The sequence below is a fragment of the Sinobacterium caligoides genome, assembly GCF_003752585.1.
GTDB classification, from domain to species: Bacteria; Pseudomonadota; Gammaproteobacteria; order Pseudomonadales; family Sinobacteriaceae; genus Sinobacterium; species Sinobacterium caligoides.
The window spans coordinates 1-14509 of the sequence record NZ_RKHR01000008.1 but is presented as its reverse complement, the minus strand read 5'-3'; the positions used below and the strand labels follow the sequence as shown (position 1 = coordinate 14509).

Genomic DNA, 14509 nt, shown 5'->3' with positions numbered 1-14509 from the left:
GCCAACAGCGTTGCATGGCTTTCTATGATTGTTAGCTTTGGGTAAAGTCTAAGTAAGCTTCTTTTTTAGTCCGGCGAGACCTATTATTGCTGAGCCAAACAGCCATGCCGCAGCAGGGACAGGAATATGACTTGTTACAACCGTAAAATCTGTTGCTCTATAAGCTGCTGAAAATGAGGTTAACTCCAGCCCCGTAAAGTCTTCGGAAGCAGACACTAATCCAGGGGTATTGCAGCCTTGCGTATCTGAAGGCCAAGTAAAAGCACAAGCGGCAAAATAATTTCCCACTCCGTACTTGTTTACTATCAAACCACTGTCAATTCCTTGAGCTTCTTGATCGTGGTACCCATTTAATATTACCTGATCAATGACTACACCTGAGTCTATGGAAAAATTCCACAGCGTCGGCTCGTAGGATGAAAGTACTAAAGTTATCGGTGCACTCCCACCATTGACAATATGCACATTCGCAGTGCCTTGCGGATGGTCTCCAAAGCTATGATCACTTCTAGTTTCATAAACACTAACAATATGCAGCTCTGGACCTGAAGAGCTAGAGTTTGTATGGTAAGAAGGCGGCCCCGCCGGATCGTTTATAGTAACAGTTGTAGCGCTCGATAATGATGCTGAGAGAATTAATGCTGTAGCAAGGAAGATTTTCATTTTCATTTTATTTGTCCATTATGTGATTATTCTTTCCATTTTTCTAACTTATAGATCTAAAAAAAGTAAATATTACCAAAGTAGTAAGAACTAACGCCGCCAACAGCGGCTGAGAGTAACGAAGTCCAGCAAGCTTTGCTGGCGATGCTGCTTGGCCTTGTTATAGCTGGGCTTGGTACATTGTTGCCGACTGTGAAGTAAGCCCATGTTAACTGCCGCTAAGCTGTGTTGTTAATTATTTGAGGAATACAGTACCGTACTAACGGCTGGATGGAAAGTTACAAGTGGCTGATAGCTGTAAGAATTTACAATGAATACGGGAAGTGGTGAGAGTTGGAAGAGAGACTGTGCGAGTATGATTAGAGAGTGAAGCTTTTAGCGCTATAACGCCTTACTAATGGGCGCATAAATGCTTGGCTAAAATTGGCGACGAAGGAGCACAAGCCAAGCGTTTTGCGTCCTTTTGAGTAACTTGTTATGCATTTTTAGCAACAATCCCAATAGAAGTAGGACTTCTCAAGCTCTCTGTTTTTGAGGTGTTCTGGTGAAATAAAAATATGACCTATGCCACTATCGCCAAACATAATTTCATCATCAACATCGATTTGTAGAATTTGCAGATCATTTCGCTGGTGATCTTTGTAATCTCGTGGGTCGCCCTGAGTAAAGTAAGCATACCCGCCTACCTTATGACCCTCACCAGTAAAATAGTCATCAAATGCTTTTTTATCTTCTTCCGATAATGACTCTTCAAAGTCCCAATAATCTTTACCACCAAAATCAAATGAAAACTGACAATCCTCACTACTTCCGGTATCTATAGCTTTTACAAATTCTAATTTATGTATTTTCCAAACGGGAAGATCTTCGTACATATCCTTATCTATTGACGGAAGATCACTTCGCTGAGGCTTGTTCATCTCATTGCTCGATATATAAATAAACTTTTCCGCTCCCGACATATCCCACCACTCTTTTTTGCTGAAATAAAGCTGGAGGATTCCTTCATTTGGGAATCCATCCAACGATGGCAATTCGCAAAAATTAATTTGAGCGATTAAGACTAGCGGGTCACTATTTTTATCAGTTGGATACTCCATCCCTTCAGGAATAAATGGAACCCCCAAAAACTTGCTACCCTTTACGTCCAAAGGATCCTTATTTAGCTCGCAATGCAAAGGCGTTGCCTTGATAGATACATATGGTCTTTGCTTAGCTATTAAACCGTCCGAAAACTGCTTTAGTACTTCTGGTATTTCTACTTCTTCCATTGTGTAATTCTCGGTGTATTGATTGATGCATAACGCCGCCAACAGCGGCTGAGCGTAGCGAAGTCCAGCCAGCTTTGCTGGCGACGCTGATTGGCCTTGTTATAGCCGGGCTTGGCACATTGTTGCTGATTGTGAAGTAAGCTCATGCTAACTGCCGCTAAGCCGTGTTGTTAATTATTTGAAGGATACAGTACCGTATTAACGGCTGGATGGAAAGTTACAAGTGGCTGATAGCTGAAAGGAATTACGACGATTATGGTGGGGAGTGGGTGGTGAGGCTAGATGGCTGGTATAAGCAAGATTAGAGCTTATCCAGGCACCTATCTTCACCGTCTCTAAGCGCAACAAGGTTGAATATATACGACAGAATAACTATGGGTGTCTTAGTTATTAGTCTATGATGCTGGCTTTACTCCAGCTGCTTGAACCATGTTTCTATTGTTTAGAGATACAGACATGATTCTTGGCTGAACACTTGTATTTGTGTCATGAATCTTTGTTTTAACAGCAGCCATTGCTTCAAGTGCACGTTGAATTGAAGATTCATCTAAGTTCGGAAGTGAGCCTGGTAATAGATCTTGGATTTCTTTCGATGTCACTCCAATTGCCCTAACTTCTAATTCACCAGAAAGCTCATTCTTATTCGCAGCAAATCCGATTTTTAAAACACTACCTAGGTCAATCCCTTTTTTGTTGGTTTTTACCTTAGCAATCAATCTCAATCCAACACCAACTCTTGCACGGCCTACTATCTCATCGCCATTAGATAAATCGTCGATAAAAAAATTGGCATAGTCCATAAAAGCTACATAACTTCCCTTTTCTGAAGTTACTTTCCCCGTGAGGTATGAAAGCTCACCTGATTTTGTGACCTTCGCTAGTTTTACAACTACTCTAGTGTCACCAAGAAAATCTAATTTCTCTTTATTTGTAAGAGTTCGAATATCTTTGGTAACCATAGTGCCCTTAACAGGAATTTCTATTTTACTTTTGGCAATTAGGGGCTCAACAGGAAAATATTCATTTTTTAGATTGTTCACATCTGTTACAACTGACTCGGGCAATGGCGTTGATGAACAAGATGCCAAAAGTATTATGGCTATTGTTAAAGTTATTGTTTTAATCATTTTATGTTTCCCTTAATGGTTGAAATAAATTATTACCATAACGCCGCCAACACAGGCTGACAATTTATTGTGGCTTTTGGGGTAAAATGGCGAAGCCACCCCAAAAGGCGCAAGCGGTTGGCAGTCCTTTGTGCTTGGCCTTGTTATATGCTGCGACAATTTGATTCCCCCCAGCTCTCTTTTAACTGATAATACTTACTTTCTAGTTCTTTAAACTTTTTCTCAGAACTATTAGAAAAGTTTTTTGCCAACTTGTTATTACCTGAACTAGTAATAACAATGTCTAAGTTTATATAGTTTGGTCCAGAATACCTACACCCCAGAATCTGTTTGTCTGTAATAACGAGGCGAGCCAAATACTTAGTTGGAGCTCCCTTTTCTAGATACACTGCTCCGCATGGCAGTTGTTCATTTTTATGGCTGTAGTTAAGTACATTTTTAAAGCACTCCCCAAACTGAATCGTATGAAAGCCTTCTTGGTTTGAGAAGCTAAAAAGTAAGTCAATTGCTTTTAAATAGTCACTATATAAAACCGTGTAACTCTGATTGTAATCTACTTGGTGAATAAAAGGAGGTTCACCATTTACACCAACTTCCCAGTTTTTTGGATCATGGTGAGGCTTAGCATATGAAGGAAAATATTTATCGATGATAGGATAGGAAAAAATAGTAAGCAGAGTTACCCCTATCAAAACAGATAAGCCATAAACTAAAATTTTCAGTAAGAATTTCATCATATTTGCATATAACGCCGCCAACAGCGGCTGAGCGTGGCGAAATCCAGCCAGCTTTGCTGGCGATGCTGATTGGCCTTGTTATAGCTGGGCTTGATACATTGTTGCTGATTGTGAAGTAAGTCCATGCTAGCTGTCGCTAAGCCCTGTTGTTAATTATTTGAGGGATACAGTACCGTACAAATGGCCAAATGGAAAGTTACAAGTGACTGATAGCTCGATGGATCTACGACGATTATGGCGAGTAGGCGGTGAGGATAGATGGCTGGTATAAGCAAGATTAGAGCTTATCCAGGCACCTACCTCCACCGTCTCTAAGTGCAACAGGGTTGAATATCTGCGACAAAGTAGCTATGGGTGTCTTAGTTATTTACTGGGGCGGCCAATTCATTTTTGCTTCCGGTTTATGGCTTGTTGAAAAGCAATGCCAACCATAAGACCTATGACGCTACCTATCTGTATGCCAGTGATGACTTCTGTCTGATCAATGGAAGCTGACTTGGTCTGGAGTATACCTCCGATAAAGCCCAAACCGATTGCCCAGAACAGAACTCTTAAAGTAATTTGACCTTTGATATTCATTTTCTACTCAGACACATAACGCCCGCATAACAGGCGAATAAATCTTGGCTAAAATTAGCAAAGAATGAGCGCCAGCCAAGCTTTAGGCGTCCATTATTCATGCGTTGGTTATATGGCACCATTTTTCGTAGCAGTTGCAATACTTTTGCATGATACAGGACCAAAGAAACGACTATCTTTTGCAATACGAGTATTATCCCCTAATATGAAACATTCATTATCTACCAATTTGGCAGGCAACCTATAAAGGTGGTTGTGATATTGAGAATCAAGGATACTAAAAAATGAGACGTGTTTTATACCCGCGGCACTCAAAGAGCTTGGTAATTTAGCTATAGCACCATTAATTTTTAATCCATTGTCATCAATATCAATTATATCTCCAGGTATGCCAACTAAACGAGACAAAACAGTATTAAAATCGCCGTTTGGGTTAATGAATAGAACTAAATCCCAACGATTTGAATCATTCAATATCGAATCGATTATATTTACTTCGACACTTTCTCCATGCGCGACGGTTGGCAACATAGCAGAGCCATTTTGTATAAACTCTTTTGAAGATGCATTAAGCGCAACCAGTGTTAATAAAAAAATTATGACTCTCATATACGTCCCTTCCATATAACGCCCAGAAATAACGATGGGTGTCTTAGTTATTCTAATGCTCATTCGAAGCGCTTCATATCAATAAACTCAAAAGCCTGCATAGAATTAAAGATCTGCTCATTTTCGGCCCATAGCTCTTCAAATGTGCCAGATACCATTACAACCGCCAGATCCATTCCGTTGCCCCAGAATAGTGAATACTGGATACGAAAATTCTGGTTTTCTCCGAACGCTGGCGCTGGCTCTATAGTTTCTAGGCAGATCCTTGTGAAAAGGCCCTGATCTTGTGCCTTACACTCACTTAATACTTTTACCTCTTTCTTTTTCTTTGCTGCAAAAGACCTCAAGAAACTTTCTGGGCTTTGGCCAGATTTCTCTTCTATGCCCATGATGCTTTGTATTTTTACGCCGGTTTTGTACGGGCCCTTGTCCGGGTCTTCCTTTGAGAGTATCCATACATAGTATGGGCCACCATGACGCTCTCGATAGAACCAGTTTTGTGGCACTTCGATCTTGCCTCCTGTAGGCTCAAGAATTTGAGTATGAAATTCCTGATCTTTCTCCGCAAAACTACAAATCGAAAAAAGTAAGACTAGTGATAAAAGTAAAATTCTCATGATCCTCCTAGGAGCATAACGCCGCGGTAATGCGGACTGTTGTTGTGTGTTTGGAGTGCTAAAGTCGAGCGCAGCGAGCCAGTACGACGAAGGCACGATAACAGGCTCGCATTGATTGCCTTGTCACTTGCTAATCTCGAGAAAAAGCTATTCCTATGCATTGATCCCCTTCGTTGTATAGCTGCTCAAGCCCTATTGTTATTTCTCCTGCGCTATATGAGGCAGAAGACACCAGATGCATTTTATAGTTGGTAATTGACAGCGTTATGAATATCAATAGCGTTATAATATTTTGAGAATGGCTTTGCTTGCTGTACCTACAGGCTACCTGTATCAAGTCGAAACATGACCACAATAAACATAATGCAAAGATGACTCTAAATGATTCGATAATCGATAAGCCAGTGCTATATCTCAGGTTGAAGAAAGCATCGAAACTGACACAAGATAAAGCGCCTACCACACCAAAAATCATGATGACTCGCATCATGACATCAGTGGTTACTATTGTGATGAAAAGAACCCAGTTTGATGTCAAAAGAACCTTCCGATAAAGATGCTAACGCCGCCAACAGCGGCTGATCGTTGCGAAGTCCAGCCAGCTTTGCTGGTGATGCTGCTTGGCTTTGTTGTAGCTGGGCTTGGTGTATTGTTAATGGCAGTAAAGATATCCATACTAGCTGCCACTAATCCGTATTGTTAATTACTTGAGAGATACAGTATCGTATTGATGGCCGAATGAAAAGTCGCAAGAGTTTGATTAATGTAATGATTTTCGACAATTATGGAGAGTGGGTAGTGTGGATAGATGGCTGGTATAAGCTAGATTAGAGCTTATCCAGAGACCTATCTTCATCGTCTCTAAGCGCAACAAGATTGAATATATACGACAAATTAACTATGGGTGTCTTAGTTATTTGCCTAACGCCGCCAACAGCGGATGAGCGTAGCGAAGTCAAGCTAGCTTTGCTGCTTGGCCTTGTTATAGCAGGGCTTGGTAGACCGGTGCTGATTGTGAAGTAAGTCCATGCTAACTGCCGCTAAGCCCTGTTGTTAATTATTTGAGGGATACAGTACCGTACTAACGGCTGGATGGAAAGTTACAAGTGGCTGATAGCTGTAAGGATTTACGACGATTATGGCGAGTGGGTAGTGTGGATAGATGGCTGGTATAAGCAAGATTAGAGCTTATCCAGACACCTACCTTCATTACCTCTAAACGCATCAGAATTGAATATATGCGACAAAATAACTGTGGGTGTCTTAGTTATTGACACTTCTCCATTTAGGCTATTTATGAACCACTTTTCTTCAAGCCCAACGTTGGCATAGGGCCTTTCAACTTCTACTTCCGTGAATGAATCGCTTTCTTGGATAGCTATTTCAAGATCGCCATACTCAACGAAATCATGGAATGAAGTAGTCTCATTGGGTATCTTCACGATTTCTCTCTTTGCGCATAACGCCTCAATCAGCCGACGCGTTAGCGGTCGGCTGCATTGACTTGTTAAATTTGTACTTATCGGCGACGTATTTTGCCGAGTTCTCAATATAAGGAAACACAGTGCTTTCATTTATGTTAAGGAGATCAAGCTCTTTAAGCATGGAATCTTTATTAGATACCGTTATTCGCATAACCCTTATCTCAGGTGTTCCTTCTTCGTCCATGACAGCGTCGATTCCATATAAAAGAAAGGCACCAGATTGAGATGATATTCGATCATTGCTTTGCTTTCCTTTAACACAGATGATTTTCATTAGATCATCAGGGATTATCTTTGGCTCGAAGTACGGTTTTTCTTCTCTTATAAAGTGAATTAATCGTTTCACTGAAGTTTGGTCATTAAAACCTTCTTCTTCGATCTCAATATTGTCTTTTTCTTCCTTTGGGAGTCGTGCTAGATTAGCGATACAACTAGCAACATCAGAATCAAAATACTTAACTTCACTTCTTGGCATAGAAAGAAGAATGACCTCTCCATCTTCATCAGTCGAAGATTTGCATGCAAAATATAGGGCGATCAACGGATTTGAAGTTATGTCCAACAGCCTCGTAGGCAAAGAATAGTGCTGCATTCTCACCAGCCGATCCAATGTATATTCGTCAGACTGAAAATCTGATGAATTTGACACAATTAGCTCTCTGTAGAGTATGTGCTCATTATCTAAATAGAGGTAATTCCCATCATCGTCCTTTCTGAACAAAGACGGCTCTAGCTTATATTTATTCTTATTCGAATGCCCTCGGTAAAAGACCTCTGAGCCTATTTCTCGTTCAGTAGAAAGGACTTTTTTAATAAATCCTTGAACCGTTGTTACCTTAGGATTACTGGATCGTTTTGTAGGTGGCTTTTCCTGTTTCTCTGACTCTTCAGTTTGTGCTTGATCTAAAACGCCTGCATTTAAAAGGCGTCCAAACAGGTCTTCATCCTTGACAGCCCAGTGAGTTCTGTTCATTTCCCAATCACGTATATCAAGCAGGGGGGCTATTGGCTTAATGTCGTCAAATGGAATCGGAGGGATGTTTTGATCAAATTCGAACTCAACTAGAAGTTTTCTTCCCCTCTCCTTGATTGAAGTAAATCTACCTATACGAAGATCTTCCTCGCCCCCTTCGTAAGCAAATACACAGGGGTAACTCTTGAGGGTTTCTATAAGGCTAGAGCTAAGAGTCTTAAATGCTTCTGATGTCGACTCTGTTGTATATTCAAGGAAGCGGCTTTTATCGAACTCATAGAATGGTTCATCCCAAGCACCTCGATGCGCCGTTACTAATAAGTTGTACATGCTATGAGATTCTTCCTAAAAATTTAACGCTTAGCTAAGGGGCAAAGCGTTTTTTGCTTTGTCCCGCTTAAGCGCCTTGTTAGGTGTTTGGTTTGACTCACATTCATCACTTACTGAAAGACTTCCTTTTGTAAATTGGCCATAAATTGTATATGGAAGAGCAATGGTGTCTGCTGGCAAACTGAAGAATATGTCGTAAAACATAATGGCTGAGCCTTGCCCGCCATCCCCTGGAAAAATACCGCACAAGTCCACAGCTGTTCCAGAGTAAATTCTCGGGATAGTAGCGCAGCCTGACGCGCAAGACGTTCTGTGTATCTCTTCAGGGTCCCCCGTTAATGTGTAACCTGTGGCGCATCCAGTTATAAGCTGCACAAAACTTATGGTCATAATGAATATGTGTTTATTTCTCATGCTTACACCTAACGCCCGGCACAGAGGCTGATAACTGATTGTGACTTTTGGGGTAAAGTGGCGAAGCCACCCCAAAAGGCGCGAGCAGTTAGCAGTCCTTTTTGCTGCCGCTTGTTAGCCGTGCATGCAAAGTTCTGCAATTTTCTGCGCCTTTTCTATGCTGATGCCGTTGATAAAGTCATAATACAACTCATGCTCTGTTTCATGTAGACATAATGTAGGCCTTGAGCCTTCACTTTGAGGGTTTACATCAGTTGATAAAGAATGAGTACTTTCATAATGAGGGAGTGCACTACAGAACCAGCCAAAGTAACCTTTACTAGTATCTGGTTCATCCCAAGTCTCAACATAATGATTAAAACTTTGCTCACTTAAAGATACCCATACGCCCCACATGAATGGGTCTGTAACACCGTGAATTGGTATCTCTATTATTACTCTTGCAAAGTAATGTGTACCATCTTCATCTGTGTAGTAGCAAAGATCGTCGCTGATCTTTCCTTGCTCTTTTATTTCATCTGGTTGTGATAACCACGGATCGGGAGCTTTGAAACCAAAGCTTGGTGAACCTTCGTGGACTTCACCGCAACATGAACATGTAAAGCTAAATATTCCCGCCATATCTCTAATTCTTTATTCGGCTAACGCTGCCAACAGCGGCTGAGCGTAGCGAAGTCCAGCCAGCTTTGCTGGCAATGCTGATTGGCCTTGTTATAGCTGGGCTTGGTACATTGTTGCTGATTGTGAAGTAAGTCCATGCTAACTGCCGCGAAGCTGTGTTGTTAATTATTTGAGAGATACAGTACCCTACTAACAGCTGGATGGAAAGTTACAAGTAGCTGATAGCCGTAAGAATTTACGACGATTAGGGATTAGTCGGCGTTGTGAGGTAGGCTGTGTGAGTATGATTAGAGAGTGGAGTATTTAGCGCTATAACGCCGCGCTATACCGCAGCTTTGTAGTTGATTGATTTATGGCAGTCTTTTTCGCCATAAATTCAAGCGACGGAAAAGCTGTCAGTATGAGCGCTTTGTTACATACCCAACAACTCATGCCACATTACGATAACAACAACTAGCAAACCAACATAGCTGGCAGCATGGGCTTGGATTATAAACTTATTTAATGAAAATGACGGGGTATAACCAGATTTTCGCCAATACCAACTATAAAAAGCTCTCTCGCAGAATACTGTAAGAATGAAAGTCACCAGCAACCACAAAAGAGATATGTAGCCAAGATAATCGAAAGCTGGTGCACCTTCATATATCCATGTGCCTATGGCAGATGAGTAATCTCCATATGGCTCAGGGAGGAGCATACCGAAAGCCGTGACGACAGCGAGAAGAAGTGGGAATCCTAGACCAACAACCACGGTAGAAATAAGATTAGCTAAAAACACTTGGGTAAAGGCGCTCTTTAAGCTGATTTCAGAAACCACTTTAAGGAGTGTTGTTTCTACGAATAAAATCCAGAGTTGCCCCAAAACAAATGCGCTGCCACTGATAAATAACAGTAATGGGCCGCCACCATTTGCATAAGCAATAGAAGGCATTATTAAAAATAGTACAGTAAGAACAGCCTTTTTCTCAAATTTCACTCGATACTTCCATGGGTATGTAACGCCGCGCTTTGCGGATGTTTTGGAGCGCAGCGGAAAAACATTCCGACAACAGTGCCTTGTTAAATTCTCTCTACGCAAATGTGTCACCAAATGGAATAGCAGCAATTTGATGGTCATCTTCGTATAACACTTTGCCTGGACGCTCTGTTATTAGCTGTAATATTTTAAAATCATGAGCTTCCAGTATTTGTCCATATTGACGCATTCTATCAATATGTTCAATTGCTGTGGACTTAAACCAACTTATCGCTCTTACTTTGGCCAATTTTCCGCTTTCGCTAGACTGAACCTTGGGAACCTTTAAGTTATCTTTGAACCATTGATAGATTTCTTTCTGTAATTCAGCTTCCCATTCGTACAATGCATTCTTTTCATGTAAAAGATCCATGGCTATAAACAATCCCTTATTTTCGTTAGATTGTTCATCTCTTTCTTCGATTACAAACCTGATGTAAGTTGTCTTCATAGGAATTTAACGCTTCAAACACCGGCTTGGTGAAGTTGGCGGCTTTTTTGGAACAAAAAAGGTGACAGCTTTACCAAGTCCGCGTGCTTTGACTTGTTACATTTTGACTTGCTATACGCTCTTGAACTGCGCACCTAAAACCCCTGCTGATTCTAAGTTCTGTTTTACTTTAGCACTTACGACAATAGCTATGCTAAAGCCCTTAACTCTAAAAATATTGAAACCTTCACATTTCTTGGGATTGACCACCATTTTGAAGAAACCCCGATACTCGCCAGCTTTATCAGGACGTACAGGGTCATTTACCTTGAACTTTTGAAATTCTGATGCCTCTTCGTTAATGCACTCAAGTTCTTTCGGTACAGCCATGATATAGAACTCACTGTCAGTTTTTTTGCCAACAATATTTGCTTTAGCAAATTCAATATCAGCAACACTAGAAAGAGCTTCTTTAAATTTCTTACTTACAACGCTTACTCCATATGCCTCATTGCACGTGTAATCCATTTCTGAACCATCGCGACAAACTTCAATTTCATACTCTCTTTCAGGGTCGAGGTGCTGCGATAACTCCCAGTTATCTGCAAAAGCGATATCTCCCAAGTACCACCTATTGGGAAAGTTAATATCGTCTGTTAGCTCGTAGTAATTCAATCTCTCAGATTCCTGCCTGAATGTAACGCCACCAACACGCGTAGCTTTGTAATGAAGGCGAAGCCGCAATGAAAAAGCTATCGCCGTGCTTGGTCTTGTTATGTGAGCTAGGAAGCGGGTAGTAATTCATTTAGCTCCGCCCTCAAATTATTAGTAATCTCCAGCGCCTCTTCGCGCTGAATATCTTCTGCTGCTCCGCCCCGAACTAAAGCACTGACCGCTATCGTGTAATGGCCCAATTCAATCGCCGTAGAACCTTCACGTAAAGCGACCTGTGAAGCATACAATAGCGCGTGCAAGTCGATGACCTTGCATTCCCTATCAAAGAGGCGATCCAACGCATCGAGTAGATTCTCTAGGATTTGAGTGTCAGATAGCCTCATTGATCTCATTGCTCATTACACATAACGCCCGCAACACGGGCTGACAATTGATTGTGGCTTTTGGGTTAAAGTGGCGAAGCCACCCAAAAGGCGCAAGCAGTTGGCAGTCCTGTTGTGCTTGCGCTTGTTATATTTCATTGCTTCTTTTAATTTGAAAATGTAGCTTACCGAAAGTGAGAAAATGAAGTGCCCCATAGCCATAAACAAGAAAAAACATTACAGCATTTAATTTTTCAGCTTCACCAATTATTGCAAGATAACTGTACCAGATAGAAAACCCGAGAACTACTAAGGCAATCATGTAGTTACCAAATTTAACTACGGGCCCCTCCCATTCTTTTTTCCAGAACTTAAGAAATAAAGCTGGAAAACCTATATACATCATAAATAGACATAGCAATGCAGCATTTTCACCAAATAGCGGATGTAGCGCTACGTATGATACGAAGAATAATATTATTGATAATACGGCTATGCAGAGTAGTTTCATCTTGGAATATAACGCCTAAATAATAGGCGCGCGTTTTATGCGCGTCCTAATTGATTTACTTGTTAGGCGCCACACTAGTAGGCTGGCCCCTGACGAAATTAGCAACATGGAAAATGCGGGCCATGATCTCATTGTTATTGCCCACATGGTGAAAATTACACTGCAGCCACATATAAACCAAAAAAGCATTTCAATTGCCGCATTCTTTGGCGTGGTAGGAATCTTTTTAAGGCCTGCCCAAACATAGCCAATTGATATGCTGGCAATGGATAAGATACATAGTAATATACCCAGTGGCCCCGAAATACCGACGCCAACAACGAATGCTATTGGTGAAATAACATATGCAACGGTATAGAATAATGCGCCAAGTATATGCTTAAGTTCGGGGTGCATTGCTTATTCCTTCTTTCGCCTAACATTTGTATATGACGCCTGCATATATGATTTTATTGCTTACAACCCCAGATACTACCTTAACCTATTGTTATTTCAATTCTTATTGCCGCTGACTACCAAGATCAACCCGCGACGAAGTATGCTTGCCCTATTATTTGTCAATTCCGGAAATAATAGGCCAAATGCAGTACCTATAGACCACTGATTATATGAACTATTTTCCCTTCGCTTATGCTGAGTGCAAAAACACCCAATATAACTGTATGTTTATACAGCTTTGTAAATGATTGATGGCTAGTCATTTACTCAATCAGTTCGTCAGGATATTCAGTTGCCGGGTTACAGGGCTTATCAAGACACCCACCTATATTGATCTCTGAACGCTCCAATATTGAATATATGCGTCAGAATAACTATGGGTGTCTTAGTTATTTGGATCGTTAAGGTTCCCGTTGATCATTGCCATCTTGACCCATACAGGGCTTATCAAGACACCCACCTATATTGATCTCTGAATGCGCCAAGACTGAATATATGCGACAGAATAACTATGGGTGTCTTAGTTATTTGAGCTTATCAAGACACTCACATTCATTTACTTCTGAGTACGCCAGAACTGAATATATACGACATAATAACTATGGGTGTCTTAGTTATTCTTTGCAGCGCCTTGTTACATTTTTAAGCCACTTCAGCCTCGTGGTAATTTGATAGAGCTGTAACTATTGCCTTTAGATTTCGAAGGTTAGCCTCAGCAGTAGCTCTGGATATACCTAGGGCCTCTTCCTCTCTTGTTTGAGAATTGAATAAGTCCTGGTCAACTGCGTCAAGAACTTGATCTTTTACTCTGTGTATTTGGCCACGATCTGTAAAAGACTCAAGCTCACCTTCTGTGTAATACCTAAGTAAATAGCCGAACTCACTCACAAGCTTATTGTTTATTGATAGACCCATCGGACCATCAAAGTTAATTCTATTTTCTTTTGCTACTTTCTTAAGTTTTCTATTCTTGAAAAAAGACACTGCATACTCCTTGTGAAATGTAACGCCGGTAGCACCAGCTTGTTTTAAGTTGTTTGAGCGAGTAGCGAAAGCAGCTTAAAGCAAGTCTGCGTGCCTACCCTTGTTAGGTGGTCCACTGGGTAATTGCATTATCAATTTCATCTTCCCAGCAGTGCTCGATTAGTAATTGGATATAGCTATTTTTAAGAATACCTAGGCTATTACAAACCGCCAAGCGCTGTTCGTTAGTAAGTAGTGAAAACTGCTCGGATTCAGAGTTCAGGCCGATTTGGTTGATAAAAAGACACATGTAAGGATCACCATCCTTATCATCTTGCCCCGTAACAGCCAGTTCTATAAGACGAGGGATGTAATACCCCGTGGCTTGAGGCGTTAAAAATGATGAAATACCCCAGCAGACGGTGCCGATCTGTTCTGGCGATAGATCTCTTCGATTTACGCCATTCACTTCGTCGTTATGATCCCGACACTCCTCGCAATGATCAATATTAGTTGCGTGCTCAGGCTTATCGAACGACTCGAATAAATTGTACGTAGTTTCTACGAAACTGGAGACATTCACGATTTCACCTAACGCCGCGCACAACCGCCGGAGGTCGGCTTGCTGCGCCTTGTTATGGCTTACCATACCCTAACCTCTCTAATCGTTCAGCTACTTGTTCTCGA

19 protein-coding genes are annotated in these 14509 nt (G+C 41.2%); all 19 read right to left on the bottom strand.

What is annotated here, in order from left to right:
• Positions 1-48: 48 nt before the first annotated feature.
• The 19 genes from EDC56_RS17460 to EDC56_RS17365 all read right to left on the bottom strand — a co-directional run bounded on the left by EDC56_RS17460 (position 49) and on the right by EDC56_RS17365 (position 14471).
• Positions 49-669: a hypothetical protein gene (locus EDC56_RS17460; RefSeq protein WP_123713881.1), complete on the bottom strand. Its 621-nt coding sequence runs from the start codon at positions 667-669 to the stop codon at positions 49-51.
• A 479-nt stretch (positions 670-1148) separates the two neighbouring features.
• On the bottom strand, positions 1149-1934 hold the full coding sequence (locus EDC56_RS17455; RefSeq protein ID WP_123713880.1) for a YwqG family protein: 786 nt from the start codon (positions 1932-1934) through the stop codon (positions 1149-1151).
• A complete protein-coding gene (locus tag EDC56_RS19685) occupies positions 1922-2080 on the bottom strand; it encodes a hypothetical protein (RefSeq protein ID WP_162844232.1) in 159 nt (52 codons plus the stop codon). Before EDC56_RS19685 ends, EDC56_RS17455 begins: the two co-directional genes overlap by 13 nt.
• 249 nt (positions 2081-2329) lie before the next feature.
• Positions 2330-3061, bottom strand: a complete 732-nt coding sequence (locus EDC56_RS17450) for a hypothetical protein (RefSeq protein WP_123713879.1) — start codon at positions 3059-3061, stop codon at positions 2330-2332.
• 143 nt (positions 3062-3204) lie between these two features.
• Positions 3205-3798, bottom strand: coding sequence for a hypothetical protein (locus tag EDC56_RS17445; RefSeq protein ID WP_123713878.1), 594 nt, complete (start codon positions 3796-3798; stop codon positions 3205-3207).
• The gene (locus tag EDC56_RS20000) at positions 3795-3923 is read right to left on the bottom strand and encodes a hypothetical protein (protein ID WP_281273376.1); all 129 of its coding nucleotides are present in this window, start codon (positions 3921-3923) and stop codon (positions 3795-3797) included. Before EDC56_RS20000 ends, EDC56_RS17445 begins: the two co-directional genes overlap by 4 nt.
• A gap of 562 nt (positions 3924-4485) precedes the next feature.
• Positions 4486-5049 carry a signal peptidase I gene (gene lepB / locus EDC56_RS17435; protein WP_123713876.1) on the bottom strand — a complete coding sequence of 188 codons (564 nt, stop codon included), beginning with the start codon at positions 5047-5049 and terminating at the stop codon, positions 4486-4488.
• Positions 5046-5603: a hypothetical protein gene (locus EDC56_RS17430; protein ID WP_123713875.1), complete on the bottom strand. Its 558-nt coding sequence runs from the start codon at positions 5601-5603 to the stop codon at positions 5046-5048. The genes lepB and EDC56_RS17430 overlap by 4 nt, the downstream gene beginning before the upstream one ends.
• Before the next feature lie 1181 nt (positions 5604-6784).
• Entirely contained in the window at positions 6785-7045 is a 261-nt protein-coding gene (locus tag EDC56_RS17420) for a hypothetical protein (RefSeq protein WP_123713873.1), read from the bottom strand.
• Positions 7046-7070: 25 nt separating this feature from the next.
• Positions 7071-8390 (bottom strand): FRG domain-containing protein, encoded by a 1320-nt coding sequence (locus tag EDC56_RS17415; RefSeq protein ID WP_123713872.1) that lies wholly within the window; start codon positions 8388-8390, stop codon positions 7071-7073.
• Between the two features lie 30 nt (positions 8391-8420).
• Positions 8421-8804, bottom strand: coding sequence for a YceK/YidQ family lipoprotein (locus EDC56_RS17410; RefSeq protein ID WP_123713871.1), 384 nt, complete (start codon positions 8802-8804; stop codon positions 8421-8423).
• Positions 8805-8918: 114 nt separating this feature from the next.
• On the bottom strand, positions 8919-9425 hold the full coding sequence (locus EDC56_RS17405) for a DUF2199 domain-containing protein (protein ID WP_123713870.1): 507 nt from the start codon (positions 9423-9425) through the stop codon (positions 8919-8921).
• 412 nt (positions 9426-9837) lie between these two features.
• Positions 9838-10404 (bottom strand): hypothetical protein, encoded by a 567-nt coding sequence (locus EDC56_RS17400; RefSeq protein WP_123713869.1) that lies wholly within the window; start codon positions 10402-10404, stop codon positions 9838-9840.
• Between the two features lie 94 nt (positions 10405-10498).
• Complete coding sequence (locus EDC56_RS17395) at positions 10499-10894, bottom strand: hypothetical protein (RefSeq protein WP_123713868.1); 396 nt, start codon at positions 10892-10894, stop codon at positions 10499-10501.
• Between the two features lie 111 nt (positions 10895-11005).
• A complete protein-coding gene (locus EDC56_RS17390) occupies positions 11006-11497 on the bottom strand; it encodes an imm11 family protein (protein ID WP_148059445.1) in 492 nt (163 codons plus the stop codon).
• A gap of 158 nt (positions 11498-11655) precedes the next feature.
• A complete protein-coding gene (locus tag EDC56_RS17385; protein WP_123713866.1) occupies positions 11656-11931 on the bottom strand; it encodes a hypothetical protein in 276 nt (91 codons plus the stop codon).
• A gap of 127 nt (positions 11932-12058) precedes the next feature.
• On the bottom strand, positions 12059-12421 hold the full coding sequence (locus EDC56_RS17380) for a hypothetical protein (protein WP_123713865.1): 363 nt from the start codon (positions 12419-12421) through the stop codon (positions 12059-12061).
• A 1080-nt stretch (positions 12422-13501) separates the two neighbouring features.
• Positions 13502-13843, bottom strand: a complete 342-nt coding sequence (locus tag EDC56_RS17370; RefSeq protein WP_123713863.1) for a hypothetical protein — start codon at positions 13841-13843, stop codon at positions 13502-13504.
• Positions 13844-13946: 103 nt separating this feature from the next.
• Positions 13947-14471 (bottom strand): DUF6714 family protein, encoded by a 525-nt coding sequence (locus EDC56_RS17365; RefSeq protein ID WP_123713862.1) that lies wholly within the window; start codon positions 14469-14471, stop codon positions 13947-13949.
• Positions 14472-14509 lie beyond the last annotated feature (38 nt).

What these genes read in the sequence shown, in the direction of transcription:
- lepB (WP_123713876.1), bottom strand. Translation starts at nt 5,049, where the DNA reads ATGAGCATTAGAATAACTAAGACACCCATCGTTATTTCTGGGCGTTAT.
- EDC56_RS17450 (WP_123713879.1), bottom strand. Translation starts at nt 3,061, where the DNA reads ATGATTAAAACAATAACTTTAACAATAGCCATAATACTTTTGGCATCT.
- EDC56_RS17460 (WP_123713881.1), bottom strand. Translation starts at nt 669, where the DNA reads ATGAAAATGAAAATCTTCCTTGCTACAGCATTAATTCTCTCAGCATCA.
- EDC56_RS17445 (WP_123713878.1), bottom strand. Translation starts at nt 3,798, where the DNA reads ATGATGAAATTCTTACTGAAAATTTTAGTTTATGGCTTATCTGTTTTG.
- EDC56_RS17405 (WP_123713870.1), bottom strand. Translation starts at nt 9,425, where the DNA reads ATGGCGGGAATATTTAGCTTTACATGTTCATGTTGCGGTGAAGTCCAC.
- EDC56_RS17430 (WP_123713875.1), bottom strand. Translation starts at nt 5,603, where the DNA reads ATGAGAATTTTACTTTTATCACTAGTCTTACTTTTTTCGATTTGTAGT.
- EDC56_RS17415 (WP_123713872.1), bottom strand. Translation starts at nt 8,390, where the DNA reads ATGTACAACTTATTAGTAACGGCGCATCGAGGTGCTTGGGATGAACCA.
- EDC56_RS19685 (WP_162844232.1), bottom strand. Translation starts at nt 2,080, where the DNA reads ATGAGCTTACTTCACAATCAGCAACAATGTGCCAAGCCCGGCTATAAC.
- EDC56_RS17395 (WP_123713868.1), bottom strand. Translation starts at nt 10,894, where the DNA reads ATGAAGACAACTTACATCAGGTTTGTAATCGAAGAAAGAGATGAACAA.
- EDC56_RS17380 (WP_123713865.1), bottom strand. Translation starts at nt 12,421, where the DNA reads ATGAAACTACTCTGCATAGCCGTATTATCAATAATATTATTCTTCGTA.
- EDC56_RS20000 (WP_281273376.1), bottom strand. Translation starts at nt 3,923, where the DNA reads ATGGACTTACTTCACAATCAGCAACAATGTATCAAGCCCAGCTATAAC.
- EDC56_RS17385 (WP_123713866.1), bottom strand. Translation starts at nt 11,931, where the DNA reads ATGAGGCTATCTGACACTCAAATCCTAGAGAATCTACTCGATGCGTTG.
- EDC56_RS17410 (WP_123713871.1), bottom strand. Translation starts at nt 8,804, where the DNA reads ATGAGAAATAAACACATATTCATTATGACCATAAGTTTTGTGCAGCTT.
- EDC56_RS17365 (WP_123713862.1), bottom strand. Translation starts at nt 14,471, where the DNA reads ATGGTAAGCCATAACAAGGCGCAGCAAGCCGACCTCCGGCGGTTGTGC.
- EDC56_RS17455 (WP_123713880.1), bottom strand. Translation starts at nt 1,934, where the DNA reads ATGGAAGAAGTAGAAATACCAGAAGTACTAAAGCAGTTTTCGGACGGT.